The organism is Streptomyces sp. NPDC014676, from assembly GCF_043084105.1.
In the GTDB taxonomy this organism is placed as follows: Bacteria; Actinomycetota; Actinomycetes; order Streptomycetales; family Streptomycetaceae; genus Streptomyces.
This window is the reverse complement of sequence record NZ_JBIBZI010000003.1, coordinates 267,139-283,549: the sequence shown is the minus strand read 5'-3', so window position 1 is coordinate 283,549 and position 16,411 is coordinate 267,139. Positions and strand designations below refer to the sequence as shown.

The following is a 16,411-nucleotide window of genomic DNA, read 5'->3' as shown; positions in this document are numbered from 1 at the left end:
TGCCGGCATCCGCACACTCCGGAGGACCGCGACGCCCGCCCGGCATCGGGTTTCCGGCGCCCGCCGCATAGGCTCCCGCCCATGACCGCCCCCGCACGCCCCGCGCTCCTCGTGTACACCCGCACCACCGACTACCGGCACGACTCCATCCCCGCCGGCGTCGCCGCCCTGCGCGCCCCCGGCGGCTTCACCGTCGACGCCACCGAGGACCCGGCCGCCTTCGAGGAACCGCTCGACCGCTACGCCGCCGTCGTCTTCCTCTCCACCAGCGGCGAGGTGCTCACCCCGGCCGGGCGGCGGCGGCTCGCCGCGTACGTCGAGGCGGGCGGCGGGTTCGTGGGTGTGCACGCCGCCGCCTGCACGGAGTACGACTGGCCGTACTACGGCGAACTCCTCGGCGCCCGCTTCGACCAGCACCCCGCCTTCCAGCCGGGCCGCGCCCTGACCGAGGACCACGACCACCCGGCGACCCGGCACCTGCCCGACGTCTGGGAGTTCACCGACGAGTGGTACGACTTCCGCACCAATCCCCGTGGATCGGTCCGGGTCCTGCTCCGTGCCGACGAGTCGTCGTACGACGGCGGCGGCATGGGCGAGGACCACCCGCTGGCCTGGTGCCGCGAGCAGGGCGCCGGCCGCGTCTTCTACACCGCCCTCGGCCACGCCGCCGAGGCCTACGACGACCCGGACTTCCGCGCCCATCTGCTCGGCGGCGTCACCTGGGCCACCGCCCGTTGATCACTCCTTGCAGGAGGAGTACGTGTTCACGTCCTGCGGCTCGGGACGGAAGCGGTTCTCCCAGTCACCGGGATAGGCGGCGACCAGCGCGGGCAGTTGGGCCTTCACATCGCTGGCCCACTCGTCGGTGATGTAGTGGCGCAGGGCGTCCCGCAGCTTGTCGCAGTCGCCCCGGCGGTTCTCCGGCAGCGCGATGCCGTACCTGTTGATGTTGCCGAACGAGACGTCGGGTACGACCTTGACGGGCGTGGCGCTGTTCTTCTGCTGCTCCACGTATCCGTAGAGCAGCGCCTCGTCGGTGAACACGGCGTCGACGTCGCCCTGCTGGACCTTGCGCACGCACGTCGAGTAGTCACTCTCCGTGTGCGGTGTCGCGCCGCCGGGCAGCGCGGCGAGGGCCGACGTCGAGCCCTCGACCGTGCAGATCACCTTGTTCGCGACGTCCTTCTCCGTCTTGATGCCGTCGTAGTCCGCGCGGACCAGGAACGCCTGCTTGGTGACGAAGTAGGGCCCCACGAAGTCGACCTGTTCGTCGCGCCGCGGGGTGATCGAGTACGTGCCGATGACCAGCGCCGACGACTTCTCGACGAGTTCCTGCTCCCGCTTGGCGGACACCACGTCGTGCCACCTCGGTGTGAAGCCGATCCGCTTGCCGAGGTAGGCGGCCAGGTCCGGCTCGAAGCCGCGGTCGGTGTGCCCGCTGTGGAGGTTGAACCCCGGTTGGTCGCTCTTGCCGCCGATGTAGACGGTGCCGGTGAGGGAGGTCTCCCGGTCCGCCCCGTCCGCCGTCCACCCGCAGGCCGCGACGGTGAACAGCAGGGCGGCGGCCGCCATGACCCGCGCGCACCGGCGACCGGGGGAGCGGAGGGGGCGAGGGCGGCGCGGAGGATGCGTTCTTGCTGTCACTGGCCTTCTTTTCCTAGTCGTCCAGGTACGCGGAGGCGACGGACAGGTCCACTTCGCAGCCCTGCTCGGCGTCGATCAGGACGGACAGCCCGACATCGGTCATCCCTCGCCCCAGGGCGAAGGTGAACTCCGTGCCGGGGACGCCCGTCCGCACCTGTTCCTTCCCGGCGCCCGCCGTGGAGGTCACGGTCAGCTCGGTGCCGGGCACGCACACCGGGGCGGCGGGGTCGTGCGGGGCGACGTCGAAGGTGAGGGTGAGCCTCGGCTTCGGGTCGTCGGTGTGCAGGGAGGCGTGGACGGTGTCGCCGTTCACCAGAGGAGGGGCGGCGTCGAGCTTCACGCGGTTCGTCACGTCCACGGGGCGGCTCTCCAGGACCGTCCGGATGCCCCAGGACGGCAGTCCCACCGCCAGTACGGCCAGCGGGATCACCACCAGGACGAACGGCGGCCACAACGGGGGCTGCCCGTCCGGGCCGCGGCGCGCGATCAGCGGCAGCATGGCGGTGGCGAACGCCAGCAGCGCCGCCGCCGTCACGCCGACCACCGCGGCGTCCCCGCCGAGCGCCAGCCAGACGGCGCCCGCCCCGAGAACGGTCACGAGATCGGCCAGGAGCAGGAGGGTGATCGTCCACGAGCCCGCGGCGGCGTCGCGGACCCGCAGTGCCGCACGCCGGAGCCATGGGAGGGACGGGGCGCCGTCCTCACCCGGGGGATCCGTACCCGCCGACGCGCTCGGTGTAGCGCTCGTCACGTCGTTGCTCACGCGCGCAGCTTAGGGGCGGGCGTGAGCGACCCCGGGCGGGAAGTCACCCGGGTGGTTGACTCCGGCGGGAAGTGGCCCGTGGGCGTGTTCCGGTCTGCTAAGGCGCGGTCCCGGAGCCGTCGGACGGGCTCCGGGACCGCGCTGTGCCGGCGTGTTCCACCGGCCGGGGGACGGCTCCGGGCGGTGGCCGTCCCTCGTGCGGGTCAGTGCGGGCGGTGGGCCGCCGTGACCTGACCGGCCTCCGCCGGGGCACCGGCGCCGGACGAGGTGATCACCTCGGAGCGGCGGCCGTCCCGGTTGAGGAGGCCGCCGGCGAGGGCGAGGCCGAGGCCGGCCACGGCGAGGGCGGCGCCGACCAGGGCGGGGGAGGTCCAGCCCCAGCCCGCCGAGAGGGCCAGCCCGCCGAGCCAGGCGCCGCCCGCGTTGGCCAGGTTGAAGGCGGAGTGGTTGGAGGCCGCCGCCATCGTCGGGGCGTCCTTCGCCTTGGCCATGAGCAGCATCTGGACGGGCGTGGTGATGAGGGAGCCCAGCGCGCCGATGAAGGCGATCGTCACCAGGGCGGCCCAGGTGCTGTGGACGGTGTAGGAGAACGCCACCAGCGACGCGGCGAGCAGGGCGAGCCCCGCGTACAGCGTCGGGCGCAGGGCGCGGTCCGTGAGCGGGCCCGCGACCAGCGTGCCGAGCGTCATGCCGACGCCGTAGAGCGCGAGGACCAGGGTGGTGGAGGACTCGGAGATGCCCGTCACGTTCGTCAGGATGGGCACCAGGTAGCTGTAGACGGCGAAGAAGCCGCCGAATCCCACCACGGCGACGGCCAGGCCGATCGCGACCTGCCGGTTGCCCATCGCCCGCACCTCGTGCCGGATGCCGGACCGCCCGCCGCGGGGCTGGTGGGGGACGAAGAGGGCCAGCGCGGCGAGGGCGGCGAGGCCGATGACGGCGATCGCGAGGAAGGCCGACCGCCAGCCCAGGTGCTGGCCCAGGGCCGTGCCGGCCGGGACGCCGACGATGTTCGCGACGGTGAGTCCGAGGAACATCTTCGAGACGGCGCGGGCGGCCCGCTCGGGGGCGACCAGCCGGGAGGCCACGACGGCGCCCACGCCGAACAGCGCCCCGTGCGGCAGCCCCGTCAGGAAGCGTGCGCCGAAGAGCAGGCCGTAGGTGGGGGCGAGCGCGGACGCGACGTTGCCGATCACGAACAGTCCGGACAGGAGCAGCAGCAGCCGCTTGTGGGGGACGCGCGCCCCGATGCCCGTCAGTACGGGGGCGCCCACGACGACGCCGAGCGCGTAGGCCGAGACGAGGTTGCCGGCGTCCGGCACGGAGACGCCCACCCCGTCGGCGATCTGGGGCAGCAGCCCCATGGTGGCGAACTCGGTCGTGCCGAGGCCGAACGCGACGACGGCGAGGGCCAGCAGAGCCAGTGGCATGGTGCGGGGAAACCTTTCGAAGACAGCGGGCCGGATCGAGGGAGGGGAAGGACCGAGGTCGCCCCGGCTCTCGTGGCCGGTCGCGCTGAGCGCCATTGCCCCGCGCACCCCGGGACAGGGGAAGCCCATAAGAAGGGGAGCAAGAACGACGAGCCGCGCATTCCAAGATCGAGCCGCGTACCGCCGTGAACTGCGTCACGCCGTACTGGGCGGGGCGCCGCTTTCCGGTCACACCCGGCCGCCTTCCGGGAGGCGGGCTCCGGGGTCCCGGAGGCGGCCGGACGCCGGGCTGGGCCCGGGCCGGAGCGGGGAGCCGGGTTCTCGTAGGAGGTCGGACGCCGGGGCGTGCCCGGGCCGGGGGAGGGAGGCGGGTTCCGGGAGTCGGCTGGACGCCGGGGCGGGCCCGTGCCGGAGGACGGTGTCGTCCCGTCCGTCAGCCGTGACCGCCCGGACGGGGTCCGGGCGGCGCCGTGCTGGAGCGTTCCACCAGGCGGGTCGACAGTTCCGTGCGGGTGCTCTCCGGGCGGTGGCCGTCCATCATGCGCAGCAGCAGCCGCAGGGCCGTCGCCGCCATCTCGGACAGCGGCTGGCGGACCGTGGTCAGGGCCGGGGTGAGCCAGCGGGCCTCGGGCAGGTCGTCGTAGCCGACCACGCTCATGTCGTCCGGTACGCGCAGACCCCGCTCGGCCAGGGCATCGTAGACGTCCAGCGCCATCCGGTCCGCGCAGACGAAGACGGCCGTGGGCGGCTCGGGCAGATCGAGGAGTTCGCGCACGCGGCGGCCGGCCGTGCCCTCGCCGGAACCGGCGTGCCGGACGTACTCGGGGCGGTGCCGCACACCCGCCGCCGCGAGGGCCGAGCGGTAACCGGCGATCCGCGCGTCGGCGCACAGCGTGTGCCGATGACCGGCCACGACCGCGATGCGCTCGTGCCCCAGGGCCAGCAGGTGCTCGGTCGCCGTCACCCCGCCCCGCCAGTCCGCCGCCCCGACCGAGACGGCATCCGGCGGCGGTTCGAGCACCGGGTCGATCATCACGAACGGGATGCGGTGCTGCCTGAGCCACGCGTACTGCGGGTCGCTCAGCTCCGCCAGGTGGAACAGCACCCCCGACGAACCCCGCAGGACGAGTTTGTCCAGCCATCCCCGCTCCGGACGTTCCGGCCGCTCCGGCCGCTCCGGCCGCTCCGGCCGTTCCGCGCGGCTCCGCGTCAGGGCCGCCGAGACGACGAGTTCGAGTCCCGCGTCGTCCGCCGCCTCCTCCGCGCCGTGCAGCACCGCGCCCGACCCGGAGGTCTCCAGCGAGTGGACCACGAGGTCCACCAGACGCGGCGCCCTCCCGCCGTCGAACCGGGGTCTCCTGATGTACCCGAGCCGGTCCAGTGCCTCGGTGACGCGGCGGCGGGTCTCGGGCGCCACGTCCTCGCGGCCGTTGACCACCTTGGAGGCGGTCGGCACGGACACCCCCGCCTCACGGGCCACCACCGCCAGCGTCGGCCCGGCCGTCACGCCGGCACTCCCCGCACGGACCATCGAGCACCCACCTCTTCGAATAGAAAGCGCTTCCTACTGTAGATCCGGTACGCCGGGGCGGGAAGAACCCCCACGCGTACCCAGGAATACCGACGGGCGTCGCGGTGCTCTCGTGTCACCGGCGGGTCGGTGGGCCTGGCCGGTGCGTGACGCGGCTCGGCGAAGGGCTGGTGGGCACATGACGGCGGACCGGGCGAACCCCGTGACCAGAACCCCGTACGGAGCCGTCCGCGGCCGCTGGGAGCAGGGCGTGGCCGTCTTCCGGGGCATCCCCTACGCGGCACCCCCCTTCGGCCCCCGCCGCTTCCGCCCGCCCACCCCGCCCGAGCCCTGGGACGGCGTGCGCGAGGCCGCCGTCTTCGGACCGACGGCCCCGAAACCCCCGTACTCGGAGGCCTTCGCGCGGTACCTGTCCGACCCGGCCGTCCCCGGCGACGACTGCCTCAACCTCAACGTCTGGACCCCCGACCCCGCCCCCGGCGCCCGCCTCCCCGTTTTCGTATGGCTCCACGGCGGCGCCCTGACCCGGGGCTCCTCGGCGGTCCCCGTCTACGACGGCCGCACCTTCGCCCGCGACGGCGTGGTGTTCGTGTCGGTCAACTACCGCCTCGGCGTCGAGGGCTACGGCCTCTTCCCGGACGCCCCCGCCAACCCCGGCCTGCGCGACCAGCTCGCCGCGCTGCACTGGGTCCACGCGTCGATCGGGGCCTTCGGCGGCGACCCGGACCGCGTCACCCTCGGCGGTCAGTCCGCCGGAGCGATCAGCACGGGCGCGCTCCTCGCCGCCCCGCAGGCCCGGGGGCTGCTCCGCCGGGCCGTCCTGCAGAGCGGCCCGCCCGAGACCACGGACCGCGACAAGGTGCGCCGCATGGTCCGCCGCATGGCGAACCGCCTGAGGATCCCCGCCACCGCCGAAGCCTTCGCCGCCGCCGACCGCGGCCGACTGCTGCGCGTCCAGGCCGACATAGGCCGCCTCAGCAGCCCGATACTCGGCGGTCCCGCCTTCGGCATCGTCACCGACGGCGACCTGGTCCCGCGCGACCCCCTGGAGGCGCTCACCGACGGCGCGGCCCCCGGTGTCGGCCTGCTGACCGGCTGGACCTGCGACGAGTACCGGCTCTGGCTGGTCCCCGGCGGCCTGACGGAACGCGTCGACCGCCTCGGCGCGGTCGCCCTCGCCGGCGCGATGGCCCGCTGCCGCTGCGGCAGCGAGGTCCCACGCGGCTACCGCGCCCTGCGCCCGGACGCCGGCACCGCCGAACTCGTCGGCCAGCTGGTCACCGACCACCTGCTCCGCGTCCCCCTGCACCGCCTCGCCGACGGCCGTCGGGACCCTTCCTACGTCTACGAGTTCGCCTGGCCCTCCCGCCGCCCCGGCATGGGCGCCTGCCACGCCCTGGAACTCGGCTTCGTCTTCGACAGCGGCGACGAGCCCGACGCCCGCAAACTCGCGGGCGAGGGCGCCCCGCAGGACCTCGCCGACGCGATGCACGGAGCGTGGGTACGCTTCGTCACCGACGGCTCACCGGGCTGGGAGCGCTGGGACACGCGCCATCCGGTGCAGGTGTACGGCGACGGCGACCCGCACGTCGAACACGGCCCCCGGGACCGCGAACTCGCCCTGTGGACCACGGCCGCCCCCGAGGACCCCGCGCCCGTCACGCCCCCCGAACTCCGCTCGGTCATACGCCGCCTGCGCCGCGTCGGCGCACTCCGCCGCGACTGACGCGGGTGTGCGCCCCGGGGCCCCGGTGACGGCCAAGTCGAGCCTGTGGGCCACGGGATGCCGGGGTGCCGCCCGTCCGGGACAATCGAGGAAGAGGAAAGGGCCGACTCATCCTGGTCGGCCGGTCCGGTCGCACCGGGGCAGGCCTGCGAGTGAGGAGCCCAAGGTGAGTCTCGACTTGATCAACGACGCGCGACAGCACCCGGAGAAGTACCCGCCGCACGGGAACTCCGCGGGCGCGACCATGACCGCGTGCGCGAGGGGTTTCGACCGGTCGCCGCAGCTGACGGACGCGGCGAACGCCCACAACCTCTTCCTGAAGGACCAGTCGAGGGACTGGGCGGTCAGCGGCGACAACATGCACCGCGGCCCCAGCGGAAAACTGGTCTGGGAGGCCGGGGAACCCATGGACCGGGCCGGCTACCGCACCTGGCGGGCGGAGAACGTGGCCGTCGGCTTCCCCACGGCGGAGGAGGCGCTGCGCTTCTGGATGCAGGACGACGAACGCTTCGGCTGGGGACACCGCAACGCCATCCTCCGCTCCGACACCCAGGAGGCCGGCCTGGGCCACCACGAGGGCGGACCCTGGGGCCACTACTGGACACTGGACATGGGCACGAAATAGAGGAACCGCCGCACAGCGCCGCGGTGGGAAACCGGGTTCCCCCCCGGGCCGGACCACGGGCCGTACGGGACCGGCTCCGGACCTGCCTCGCCCACCGGCGTGCGGGCCGCATGCCGCCGCCCCCGGCGCGGGTCCGCCGCCCACCTGTCCGACGACATCCCGCGCCCGTGGCCGGTGGTGTACGGCTGAACCGTCCTACAGTTCGCTGTCGCCCCACGAGATGACGTCCACGGTGTCGCCGACGGACAGGGTGCCGGTGCGGAGCACCGCGTACTTGGTCCCGTAGGCGACACCGCCCTCGGTGGCGCGGCGGTAGTCGGCGAGGGTGCGGAGCGGTTCCGGGCCCGCCTTCGCTCCCGTCTCCTGTTCGACCATGGTGACCGCGCAGCGGACGGCGAGCTTCGCGTAACCCAGTTCGGTGTCACCGATGCGGATGCGGTGGGCGCGGTCCTCGGTGTGCGGTTCGTCCCAGCCGTCGACCACGATGTTGGGGCGGAAGCGGTTCATCGGCAGCGGCGGGACACCGCGTTCGGCCAGCCTGCGGTTGAGGAGGTCGAGCGTGGCGCGTGAGAGGACGTGCAGGGCGCAACTGTCGGCGTAGGCGGAGGTGCCGGGGGTCCTGCCGTCGGTCACCCGGTCGTGCTCCGGCGGTACGCGCACGAGCCGGCTCGGCACGCCGAGCACCTCCGTGAACCATTCGGCGGCCGTGTCACCTTGGTCGATGCCCTGGTGGACCGTCCCGAACAGATCCACCTTGCGCCGGGCGGCGGTCGTGTCCACGCGAAGCTCCAGCGTTTCGAACTCCGGTGCGTGGAGGGTGAGTCGGCTGCCGTCGGTACTCACCGTCGGTTGGATCAGGGCCAGCCCGGGATCCCTGCGCTGTGTCCGCCCCACTCCCTCCTCACCGACGACCATGAAACCGCGGTCGTGCGCGAGCCCGGCGGGGGTGAGCGGCGCCTCGCGCGCCGATGTCCCGGCGCAGCCCTTGATGGGGTAGTACGTCAGCTCGACAACGCTGGCCATGGTGGCGTTTCCGTCCTGTTCCGCCGGTCGGCGACTGCCCCGGTGCCCGGTCCGGTGAGTCCTGCGGCGTGCCGGGTCCTCCCGCACCGGACCGGTGGTCATGTGCCGAACATACCGGTCATGGATCACCACGCCGTGACCACCAGGAGCCGTGGTCCTCCGAGTGACCCGCCGGAACACTCCGGCCTGCGCGCCTTCGCCGGTACAGCGGACCGGCCGTGTCAGGACAGGCGGTTCCAGAAGTCGAGACGGTGTTCGTGGCGGTAGTCGACGGGCCCGATGCGCTGCGGTGCCAGTGACTGTGTGTACGGCCGGCCGACGGGGCCCGGGCGGTGGGGGAGCCAGGCGGGCAGCCCGGTACCGCGGGGTGCGCCGGTGCGGGCGAACGCGGCCCAGTATCCGGTCATCGTGGCCGACAGGCGACGCTGCGCCGGGGTGAACAACGGATCGGCCGCTTCGTCCTCGAACAGGTAGGGGATGTCGGCCACGTGGAAGGCACCGAAGTCGAACCCGCCCGACAGCGGCAGGAACATCGGCGCGTCCCGGTCGGCGAACTCGTACGCGTACAAAGGCACATGACATGCCAGCGCGTCGTTCTGAGCCTGTGTGCCGCGTGCCCACATGCGATCGGTGATCACCGCGGCCCACGCCAGCCCGGGCGACGGGTGAGCGGTCGTGGGGTACTCGGCCCGCACACGCTTCGCCCGTGACTCGCCGAACGCGGTGCGCAGGGCGCGGTCGTAGTCGGCCTCGGTGAACGGCTTGCCCACCGCGTCGTACATCATCCCGACGAACGTGCGGTGCTCGTCGCGGGTCGCGCCAGACAGGACGGGCACACGGTGGAAACGTCCGGTGCGCAGGGCCGTGGGCGGCAGCTCGGGCAGGGTGGCGTTGCCGTATCCGAACGCCTGGAAGGCGTTCATGATGTGCGGCACCTCGAGGATCCTCTTCACGGGCAGGGCGCGCAGGCAGGCGAGGGTGCGTTCCGGACGGTCGTCACGGCAGCCGAGGGACGAGGTCATCTCGGTGGTGATGTCCTCCATCTCCCGGCCCGTCCGCCAGACGTACCACGGGTACCCCGGCACGCCCGGCCCCATCGCGCCGGCCGGCATGTCCATCATGGCCTCGCCGCTCGCCATGACGGCTCGGTGGAACAGACCCCGGGACGCGGGGGACGTCAGGTGCCCGGCGATGGCGGACGCGCCGAACGACACGCCGGCCACGGTGACGTTGCCGGGGTCACCGCCGAAGGCGCGCGCGTTGTTCCGCACCCAGGTCAGCGCCGCCTGCTGGTCCTGGAGGCCGAAGGTGCCGGCTCCTTCCAGACCGGGCAGGGCGAGGCCACCGAAGACGCCGAGGCGGTAGTTGACCGTGACGACCACCAGCCCCCGCTCGGCCAGGCGGCGCCCGTCGAAGAAAGAGCCGCCGCCCACGGCGCCGTCCCCGTGGATCCACACGAACACGGGAGCGGCCCGCCGCTGGTCCGGTGGCGTCGTGACGTTCAGGACCAGGCAGTTCTCCTCCGTGCTGGAGATCGGCGCGTACTGCGAGGGCACCTGCGGGCACAACGGCCCCGGCCGGGTCGCGTCCCGCACACCCTTCCACGGCCGCACCGGGCGGGGCGGGGCCCACCGGTGCCTTCCCTCGGGAGCCCCGGCGTACGGGATGCCCTGGAAGATCCGGTGCGCGCCCGACCGGGTGCCGCGCACCGGACCCGCGTCCGTGCGGACCGTCTCGCCGGCGGCGGCACCGGCCGGAGCGGCCCGCCGGACTTCGTCCGCCGGACCGGAGCGCACGGTACAGGCGAGCGGGGCGCCCACCAGCACGGTGAACACCAGGACGGAAACCGTCACCGTGACGGCCTTCCGGCGGGGGATTCTGCGGTTCGTCACGGCGGAAGCCTTCCTCGCGGGAGGAGGACCCGCCGCACGCACGCACCGAGGATGACCTGATCGGACGCGGCCCCGGGCCTTGACGGGCCCGGCCGCGAAGCCGCTGTCCGTCGAGAGGCGGGGTGAGCGATCCGACGGGGGACGCGCGGCATCCGCCGGCGGTGATCGGAGCGTTTCTCCAGCTTCCGGCCCTTGCCCGTGGCCATGCCGATGGAGGAACGCTCCACACACTCATACCGACGCCCTGCCTGGGGCCTCCGGCGGTATGGACGGGAAGGCGGTTCATGTCTCCGGGGGACGGTGAGGTGGGGGACGTCCGGGGTTCGGAGTCGCGGATGTGGATGGTGGTGGGGTGGGCGGCGGCTTCGAGGCAGTTGCCGCCGTCGCTCTGCGCCTCCCGCCGTATGACGGCGGTGTGCGTGTCGAGGTGCACGAGAGCGGGCGCGGGCTGTTGCTCGTGGCCGGGCCTGCGGACACGTGGGGCGTGGGGGAGCGGGACCCCGGGAAGGGCGTGGGGTGCGAGTTCGCTACGGGGTCCGCAGCGCCGACGCCACCGATGCGATCGTCTCCGGTCCCACCCGGCAGCACCCTCCGATCAGCCGGGCCCCCGAGTCACGCCAGCCCTTCACCTGCCCGGCACTGAACGTCGGCCGCCCGGTCCACGCCCGCGCCCCGGCGTCCCACGTCTCGCCGCTGTTCGGGTAGACCACGACCGGTTTGCCGGTGACCTGCGCCGCGAGGGTCACCGCGCGGTCCGCGTCCTCCGGGGTGCAGCAGTTCACGCCGACCGCGATCACCTCGTCCGCCCGCGCCGCCAGTGCGAAGGCCTCCTCCAGCGGCTGGCCGGCGCGGGTGCGGTCGCCGGACGCCGAGTAGGACAGCCAGGCCGGTACGCCGAGACCGCGCAGCGCGCGCAGCAGGGCCTGGGCCTCGTCCGTGTCGGGGACCGTCTCCAGGGCGAGCACGTCCGGGGCGGCCCCCGCCAGGACCTCCATGCGCGGGCGGTGGAAGCGCTCCAGCTCCGCCACGCTCAGCCCGTACCGGCCCCGGTACTCCGAGCCGTCCGCGAGCATCGCGCCGTACGGGCCGACCGAGGCCGCCACCCACAGCGGGCGGGACGCCCGGGCCCGCCGGGCCGCCGTATGGGCGCACTCCACGCTCAGGGCCAGCAGTCCGGCCGCCTCCTCCCGGCCGGTCCCGCGCCGCGCGAAGCCCTCGAACGTGGCCTGGTAGCTCGCCGTGATGGCGACATCCGCGCCCGCCTCGAAATACGCGAGGTGGGCCGCCGTCACCGCCTCGGGGTCCTCGGCGAGCAGCCGGGCCGACCACAGCTCGTCGCTCAGGTCGTGCCCGGCCGCCGCGAGCTGGTTGGACATGCCGCCGTCGAGTACGACCGTGCCGTCCGCGAGTGCCTCGGCGAGGGCGGGAGGGGTGCTCATGCCGACGACGCTAGAGGACGCTCACGCCGGATCCGCCGAGCCCCGCCCGTCCTCGACGTGGACGACGTGGAGTTCGGTGCCGTCCCGGTGGCGCTTGGCACGTCCGAGCAGTCCGACGGCGATCTCCGACCGGTCCTGGGGCTCGTCGGCCGACATAGGTGAGGACGTCGTCGTGGTGCCCGGTGACGACCCATCCCTCGGGGTCCTCGGGGTCGACCACTCCGAAGTCTCCCGCCGATGACCCGGCGTGCGCCGGGCCGGACGTCCGCAGGATCTCGGTGGCCTGTTCGGCGAGCTCTCCGTCCGGAGCGGTCAGCACGACACAGGTGCCGTGCTCGAACAGCACCCACGACTTGTGAGGGTCGGCAAGAAGCCGCCGCCAGACGGCTGTCAGGGTTTCGGTGTTCACGGCGGTCATCATGCCGCAGGGCACTGACACCGGGGGCGATCGGACCTCCGCGGACGGGGCCGGGTCCTCGACGGACCCGGCCCCCTCCGGTCCGACGGGACGTCAGCCCGCCCAGACCTCGGCCTCGTCGGCCGGGACGGTGGTGGCCAGGCCCAGTTCCTTGCGGGCGGCGACCGACTTGTTCGGGTCGATGCCGGTGAACGCCGGGTCGTAGGCGATGTAGAACGCGTCGGCGTCGGCGGCGTTCGCGGCCTTCTTCCAGTTGCCGGCCGCCTTCGTCAGCGTCGCGCGGAGCTTGCCGACCTCGGTGCCCTCGATGCCGCCCAGGCCCTCGACGTGCGCGTCGAGGGCGGCCGCGACGGCCTTGGCCTGCGCCTTGTAGCCGGCCAGGTCGTCCTCGACGGTGTCCTTCTCGGGCTGGTTCGCCCACAGGGCCTCGTAGAGCGCGTTCGAACCCGTGAGGTACGTGGTCTGCTCGGGCTTGAGGGACTTCGCGGTGTCCAGCGAGCCGTTGAGCTTGCCCCCCTCCGCGGTGTAGGTGCAGCTCACCGCGCGGTCGCCGGTCACCCAGCTCTCCTTGGTCGGGGTGTAGTAGAAGAGGGCCGCACCCTTGGGGAGCGCCCAGGTGTCCGGGGAGTACTTCTGCGCCTCGACCGGGCAGCGGTTGTCCGCGATCGTCGAGATCTTGTCGTCGCCGGGGTACTCCGTGCCCTCGTCGATCGTGAACTCGCCGACGACCTGGCCCTCGTGCGCCTCGTCGCAGGGCACGATCTCGACGGAGTACGCCTCCCCCTCGGCCTTGCCGTTCGGGTTGTAGCAGTCACCGGTGTCCAGCGAGAACACCGAGCGCTGGCGGGCCACCTTCTTCGCGCCGTCCTTGGCGCCGTCGACGGCGTCGGAGACCTCCGAGCATCCCACCGCGCCGATCGCGAGCAGGGCGACGACGGCGGATATGCCGCGAAGGGAACGATGGGCGGCACGGATTGCCATGATATGTGCATCCTCTTATGTGATCTTTATGAGAGTCGCGCGCATCGTATGCCATTTCTGTGGCCCGGTCGCACGGAGGCCCTCACCCCGTTGTGACGTCTCCGACTCGTGACGGACCGCGAAGGTTGTACCCGGGTGCCGGTGAGCGCGTGGAGGGACCTGGGCGGGCCCACGCCCCCGACGAGGCGGCACCTCACGGCGCGCCCTCCGGCCGCAGTGCTGGAATGCTGAGAGGGAGCCACGGCCGAGCAGAGGCGGTGAGCGCCATGACCGGGCTGGAAGAGGACGGTTCGTCCGCCGCGGAACCCCTCGCCGACCCGCGCGGGGATCCCTTCCTGCGGACCAGGTTCGCCGTGCCGGCGCGGCCGGTGACGTACCTGCGGCGGGAGCGGCTGACCAGGCGTCTCGACCAGGGGATGCGGACTCCGCTGACCATGGTCAACGGCGCCGCAGGGGCCGGGAAGACCCTGCTCGTCGCGGACTGGGTGGAGCGTCTGGGCGACGGGCCGCCGGTCGCCTGGTTCACCACCGAGGCGGCCGGGGACGGGCCCGGGATGTTCTGGGCGTACCTGCTGCGAGCACTCCACGCCGCCGGTGTGCCGCTGCCCGCCGGTGTCGGTTTCCCGGCGGACGCGAACCGCGTGAGCCCCGCCCTGGGGGCCCGGCTCGCCGCCGAGCTGAGCGTCCGGGAGCGGCCCGTGGTGCTGGTGCTCGACGAGTTCGACCGGGCCACCTCCCCGGAGATCGCCGAGCAACTGGAGTTCGTGCTGCGGCACGCCGGGCCGGGGCTGCGGCTGGTCCTCGTCACCCGTACCGAGCCGCTGCTGCCCCTGCACCGCTACCGGGCCTCGGGCGAGCTGACGGAGATCAGGGGCGCCGAGCTGGCCTTCACCCCGGACGAGGCCGCCGAGCTGATGGAGCTGCACGGGCTGCGACTGGCCCCGGCCGCGGTGTGCGCCCTGGTGGAGCGCACCCGAGGGTGGGCCGCCGGGCTGCGGCTGTGCGCGCTGGCGGCGGGGGAGAGCCCGGACCCGGAGGTGTACCTCAAGGAGTTCGAGGCGGACCGCAGCACGATCGCCGACTTCCTGCTGGCGGAGGTGCTCAAGCGGCAGAACGCCGAGACCCGGAACCTGCTGCTGCGGGTGAGCGTGCTCGACCGGTTCTGTCCCGGCCTGGTGAACGCGGTCACGGGGCGTGACGACGCCGAGGCCGTCCTGGCCCGGCTGAGCCGGGACAACGCCTTCGTCGAGCACCTCGGGCACGGTCTGTACCGACTCCACCCTCTGTTCGCCGAGATCCTCCGCGCCCATCTGCGGACGCGCCTGCCCGGACTGGAACCCGAGCTGCACCGGCGGGCCGCCGGGTGGCTGCGGCGGTCCGGACACCTTCCGGAGGCGCTCGGGCACGGGGCCGCCGCCGGGGACTGGAAGTTCACCGCGAACGCCCTGGTCGACGACCTCGCCATCGGCCAGTTCTTCACCGGGCCGCGCTCCGACGCGGTGGCCGGGCTGTTCTCCCGCATGGGGCGGGAGGGCAGGGGAGCGGCCCCGGAACTGGTGCGGGCGGCCGGCCGGCTGGCCCGGTGCGAGATCGACGGCGGGCTGACCCATCTGCACCGCGCACGGCACGAGCTGGCAGAGCACGACGACCCGGCGGACGGGGCGGCGGCCCGGCTGAGCTGCGCCCTGCTGGAAGCACTGGCCGCCCGGCTGGCCGGTGCGCCGGAGAGGGCGGAGGACGCGGCGCGGGCGGCCGGGAGGCTGCGGGAGGCGGTCCCCGCCGAACTGCTGGACCGGCATCCCGAACTCACCGCGCTGCTGCTGGACCACCTCGGCTCCGCACGGCTGTGGGCCGGGCGCTTCGAGGAGGCGCGGGCCGCCCTGTCCACCGTGGCGGACTCCGCCCCGGGAGCGGCCACGGCCCTCCCGCGCGAGGACTCGCTCGGGAGGCTCGCCCTGATCGACTATCTGGACGGCTGGCTCGGCAGGGCCGAACGCAAGGCCCGCGAGGCCCTCGCCGAGACGGAGAGGTTCGGGCTGCCCCGGCCGTCCGGCTCCGGCGTCGAACGGCTCGTCCTGGCCGCCGTCGCCGTGGACCGCGACGAGCTGGGGCAGGCCCAGGCCCTGCTCGACACGTCGGCCGAGGCGCACCCCGCGATGCGGGACCCCGTACGGGAGGCCGGCCGCGCCCTGACGGCCGCGCGCCTGCATCTGGCGCGCGGCGATCCGGGGGCCGCGCTGGAGGCGGTGGAACCGGAGGTGTCCGCCGCCGCCGTCTCGCCGTGGGCGCGCGGGCAGACGGCGCTCGTCGCGGCCGACGCCCACCTCGCCGAGGGACGTACGGAGACGGCCGCCGGACTGCTGCGGGAGGTGCCCGACGAGCAGCCGGCCTGCGCGGTGGGGGCCGCCCGGGTCCGGCTCGCCACCGGCAGGGCCGCCGAGGCCGTACGACTGCTCGACCGGGCGCGTCCGGAGGGGCGGGCCGGTCCTGCCGTGACCGTCCGGGCCGTGCTGGTGCGGGCACAGGCCGCGGACGAGGCGGGGGACGGCGTGACCGCGCGCGGGCTCGTGGTGCGGGCGCTGGCGGAGGCGCGCCGGGAGCGGCTGAGGCGGCCCTTCACCGAGGCCGGGCCGTGGATCCGGCGCTACCTGGGCGCGGCCCCGCCGCCGGCCGGTCGGCGCACACCCGGCACCGGGCCGCCCCCGCGCCCGTACGGGCCGCCGCCACCGGTCGTGGAGGAGCTGAGCGGACGCGAGCACGACGTGCTGCGCCGCCTGGCCCTGACCATGTCCACCGAGGAGATCGCCGCCGACCTGTACGTGTCCGTGAACACGGTCAAGACCCACCTCAAGAGCGTCTACCGGAAGCTGTCCGTCAACCGCCGCAACGAGGCGGTACGCCGCGCCCGCGAACTGGACCTGCTGTGACGAGGGGAAGCC

Annotated in this window: 13 protein-coding genes; 4 read left to right on the top strand and 9 right to left on the bottom strand. The window is 73.8% G+C overall.

The features are described 5' to 3' along the window. Positions 1-81 precede the first annotated feature (81 nt). The gene (locus ACF1DX_RS10055) at positions 82-738 is read left to right on the top strand and encodes a ThuA domain-containing protein (RefSeq protein WP_391790710.1); all 657 of its coding nucleotides are present in this window, start codon (positions 82-84) and stop codon (positions 736-738) included. On the opposite strand, the gene ACF1DX_RS10050 is transcribed toward ACF1DX_RS10055, so the two are convergent. From ACF1DX_RS10050 to ACF1DX_RS10035, 4 genes are all read right to left on the bottom strand, one after another. Continuing rightward, positions 739-1,572, bottom strand: coding sequence for a transporter substrate-binding domain-containing protein (locus ACF1DX_RS10050; RefSeq protein WP_391790709.1), 834 nt, complete (start codon positions 1,570-1,572; stop codon positions 739-741). Positions 1,573-1,657: 85 nt separating this feature from the next. Further along, positions 1,658-2,407 (bottom strand): hypothetical protein, encoded by a 750-nt coding sequence (locus ACF1DX_RS10045; protein WP_391790708.1) that lies wholly within the window; start codon positions 2,405-2,407, stop codon positions 1,658-1,660. Between the two features lie 203 nt (positions 2,408-2,610). Next, a complete protein-coding gene (locus ACF1DX_RS10040) occupies positions 2,611-3,837 on the bottom strand; it encodes an MFS transporter (RefSeq protein ID WP_391790707.1) in 1,227 nt (408 codons plus the stop codon). Between the two features lie 433 nt (positions 3,838-4,270). Further along, the gene (locus ACF1DX_RS10035; protein WP_391790706.1) at positions 4,271-5,368 is read right to left on the bottom strand and encodes a LacI family DNA-binding transcriptional regulator; all 1,098 of its coding nucleotides are present in this window, start codon (positions 5,366-5,368) and stop codon (positions 4,271-4,273) included. 178 nt (positions 5,369-5,546) lie between these two features. Between ACF1DX_RS10035 and ACF1DX_RS10030 the strand changes: the two genes are divergently transcribed. Next, entirely contained in the window at positions 5,547-7,094 is a 1,548-nt protein-coding gene (locus tag ACF1DX_RS10030) for a carboxylesterase/lipase family protein (protein WP_391790705.1), read from the top strand. 166 nt (positions 7,095-7,260) lie between these two features. After that, positions 7,261-7,719 carry a CAP domain-containing protein gene (locus tag ACF1DX_RS10025; RefSeq protein ID WP_391790704.1) on the top strand — a complete coding sequence of 153 codons (459 nt, stop codon included), beginning with the start codon at positions 7,261-7,263 and terminating at the stop codon, positions 7,717-7,719. Positions 7,720-7,914: 195 nt separating this feature from the next. Here the strand turns inward: ACF1DX_RS10025 and ACF1DX_RS10020 are convergent, their stop codons facing one another. The 5 genes from ACF1DX_RS10020 to ACF1DX_RS10000 all read right to left on the bottom strand — a co-directional run bounded on the left by ACF1DX_RS10020 (position 7,915) and on the right by ACF1DX_RS10000 (position 13,472). Further along, complete coding sequence (locus ACF1DX_RS10020) at positions 7,915-8,742, bottom strand: MOSC domain-containing protein (protein ID WP_391790703.1); 828 nt, start codon at positions 8,740-8,742, stop codon at positions 7,915-7,917. A 221-nt stretch (positions 8,743-8,963) separates the two neighbouring features. Beyond that, positions 8,964-10,634 (bottom strand): carboxylesterase/lipase family protein, encoded by a 1,671-nt coding sequence (locus tag ACF1DX_RS10015; protein ID WP_391790702.1) that lies wholly within the window; start codon positions 10,632-10,634, stop codon positions 8,964-8,966. 527 nt (positions 10,635-11,161) lie between these two features. Further along, positions 11,162-12,073, bottom strand: a complete 912-nt coding sequence (mmuM, locus tag ACF1DX_RS10010) for a homocysteine S-methyltransferase (RefSeq protein WP_391790701.1) — start codon at positions 12,071-12,073, stop codon at positions 11,162-11,164. Between the two features lie 21 nt (positions 12,074-12,094). Further along, positions 12,095-12,229: a hypothetical protein gene (locus ACF1DX_RS10005; protein ID WP_391790700.1), complete on the bottom strand. Its 135-nt coding sequence runs from the start codon at positions 12,227-12,229 to the stop codon at positions 12,095-12,097. A gap of 355 nt (positions 12,230-12,584) precedes the next feature. Continuing rightward, entirely contained in the window at positions 12,585-13,472 is an 888-nt protein-coding gene (locus ACF1DX_RS10000; protein ID WP_391790699.1) for a septum formation family protein, read from the bottom strand. A gap of 266 nt (positions 13,473-13,738) precedes the next feature. On the opposite strand from ACF1DX_RS10000, the gene ACF1DX_RS09995 reads away from it, so the two are divergent. Continuing rightward, positions 13,739-16,399 carry a LuxR C-terminal-related transcriptional regulator gene (locus ACF1DX_RS09995; RefSeq protein WP_391790698.1) on the top strand — a complete coding sequence of 887 codons (2,661 nt, stop codon included), beginning with the start codon at positions 13,739-13,741 and terminating at the stop codon, positions 16,397-16,399. The last annotated feature ends 12 nt before the right edge of the window (positions 16,400-16,411 follow it).